This is a genomic window from Moorena sp. SIO2C4 (genome assembly GCF_010672485.1).
Lineage (GTDB): Bacteria > Cyanobacteriota > Cyanobacteriia > Cyanobacteriales > Coleofasciculaceae > Moorena > Moorena producens.
In genome coordinates, this window is record NZ_JAAHGN010001157.1 from 1 (window position 1) to 2,252 (window position 2,252).

Annotated in this window: 4 protein-coding genes and 1 pseudogene; 2 read left to right on the plus strand and 3 right to left on the minus strand. The window is 43.4% G+C overall.

Going from position 1 to position 2,252, the window contains the following annotated elements:
- Positions 1-391 (minus strand): annotated as a pseudogene (locus F6K20_RS34950) (hypothetical protein); the annotation flags it as partial.
- A gap of 124 nt (positions 392-515) precedes the next feature.
- Between F6K20_RS34950 and petL the strand changes: the two are divergent.
- Complete coding sequence (gene petL / locus F6K20_RS34955) at positions 516-614, plus strand: cytochrome b6-f complex subunit PetL (protein ID WP_071106406.1); 99 nt, start codon at positions 516-518, stop codon at positions 612-614.
- A gap of 6 nt (positions 615-620) precedes the next feature.
- On the plus strand, positions 621-791 hold the full coding sequence (locus F6K20_RS34960) for a hypothetical protein (protein WP_158026727.1): 171 nt from the start codon (positions 621-623) through the stop codon (positions 789-791).
- Positions 792-918: 127 nt separating this feature from the next.
- Here F6K20_RS34960 and F6K20_RS34965 read toward each other — a convergent pair whose 3' ends face one another.
- Together F6K20_RS34965 and F6K20_RS34970 are read right to left on the minus strand one after the other, a co-directional pair.
- The gene (locus F6K20_RS34965; protein ID WP_008177803.1) at positions 919-1,836 is read right to left on the minus strand and encodes a histone deacetylase family protein; all 918 of its coding nucleotides are present in this window, start codon (positions 1,834-1,836) and stop codon (positions 919-921) included.
- Positions 1,837-1,912: 76 nt separating this feature from the next.
- Positions 1,913-2,053, minus strand: a complete 141-nt coding sequence (locus tag F6K20_RS34970; RefSeq protein WP_008177807.1) for a hypothetical protein — start codon at positions 2,051-2,053, stop codon at positions 1,913-1,915.
- Positions 2,054-2,252: the final 199 nt, after the last annotated feature.

Here is a 2,252-nt window from a genome sequence, read left to right on the forward strand (position 1 = left end):
TTTCTGAAATGAAGCTATCGCTAGTAATTAGATAGTCATTATTAGCAAAGATCCATTTGCTTTTCCCTGTTTCACTATCCAAAAACAAATAGTTTATAGTTGAGCGTGTCGATTTGCTATAATAGGATTGGGTATAAGATTGGTCTGAGTAAAGCGGCACCATTAGATAGGTTGTGCCATCAACCTCCCTGAGATTACCCAGCTCCCACTCTTGAGAGCTTGAGCTATCGTCATTAACATTAACAATGTTAATCCCCTGGCGCTCTCTCGTAGTGCTTTTGACTATCTCGATAGCAGCAAAAGCTAAAACTGCTATTGCTAGCAATCCAGTAGCCATAATAACAATGGCATTAAAGCGCCACACAAAACGAAAAAATTTATTGTCTTCCATGTTTGTTCACCGTTGACTATTGACGGTTGACTATTGACGGTTGACTATTGCTCTGAGGAATAAGACTCAAGATCAGGTAAAATTAGGTAATATTATTATAATAGTCAATTTTTGGGAGAATAATATGATCTCTGGAGCAATCGCTTACTTTGTAATTCTAGCTGGTGCCACTGTTGTGGCTCTGACTCTATTTTTTGGACTTAGAGCAGTTAAGTTGATCTAACTACTCTTGTTTCCAAAACAATTAAAGCAGTATGGCGGGTTGAAACATTTAATTGTTTTGAGTATAGCCGCATACTGTAGCGCTATAGTTAACCGTAAGCATTCAGCAGTCAGCGGTCAGTGGTCAGCTTATTTTATTCAAAAGTACTGCGCTACGCGCACCCTGCGCAAAAAGTAGCCTAGTGACACAGGCTTCGACGTTGGGACCACCTAACCCATAAGCTGATACGCGACACGCTGATAGCTGAATGCTTACAGTTAACCAGCTATACTTACACCTAGCTATACTTACCCAGATCAACTCTCTAAGTCAAACAAGCTTCAATTGTTGCTAGCACCGACTGAGCTAGAGCAGTGAGTTCATACCCCCCCTCTAAACCAAAAACAATCCGACGAGTTAGTTGCAGACAATAGTTCGTAAATAGCCCATAATCATCTGGCTGCAAGGCAATATTTGCCAAAGGATCTGCGGCATTAGCATCATAACCAGCACTGACAATCAATAAATCTGGCTGAAATTTGGTTAAAAATGGCATCACTTTCTGTTCAAACATAGGCTGGTAATCTGCTAACGTGCTGCCTGGTGCCATGGGAAGATTGAGGACATTATTGTGAAACCCCTGTTCACTGGCTTGGCCTGTACCAGGATAGCAAGGGGATTGATGAAGGGAGATGTAGGCAATGCGAGCATCTCGTTCCACAACATCTTGAGTGCCATTGCCGTGATGGACATCCCAGTCTAAGATGGCAACCCGTTCGACTTCCGATTGCTCTAAGGCGTAGTAAGCTGCGATCGCAGCATTGGAAAATAAGCAAAACCCCATCCCTCTCTGACGTTCAGCATGATGACCAGGGGGACGGGCTAGAACAAAGGCTGAATTATTGGTAGTGAGGACTTGATCTACCGCATCTAGCCAAGCACTAACGGCGAGTAGGGCAACATCGTAACTGCGGGGGGATATCCCTGTGTCCGCATCTAACCTGCCACCATTACTCCTAGCAATTTTTTCAACTGTCTCAATGTAGCGCTGGCTATGAATTTGTTGTACTAGAGGCATCACTCGACGAGTTTCCACCGCTGTCGGTAACTGCCACTTAATTTGGTCAGCCCAAGGTGCAGCTTTGATGGCATTCACAATCGCCGTTAAACGTTCTGGTCGTTCTGGGTGAAACCGACCGTTATCGTGTTCAAGAAACTCATCGGAGTAAATGACAGGGAACATATTATAGCACGATTCAGCCAAAATTATGGAAAAACGTTTTAGAGCAAGGTACTTGTGAATAGATTAACCTTTCCGATTATTTCATCAGGTGATCCCTAAACAGACCAAACACGACACCAAAAGCGATCAGAGCTAGAGCGAGGCTGGCAGGGATTAAATCTGGTCTCAAAATGAAGGCAAAAATAGCTAAGCCGATCAAAACATAGGATAGTTTCATCAAAAACTCCTTAGTTGTTGGGAACTTCTGAGGTTTAGTCAGGGAAGGAAAACAATCTGGTGGTATAGACCGCCAGTCAACATCAGCAAGAAGAGGTGAATGTCCTAAGCTGCCCTAGGAAATTTTCGGTCTTTTTCCCATAATTTTTGCACAAGAAGCGCGAATCTGCTCATTGTCTAAGGCTTGCCCGTGGTTCTGT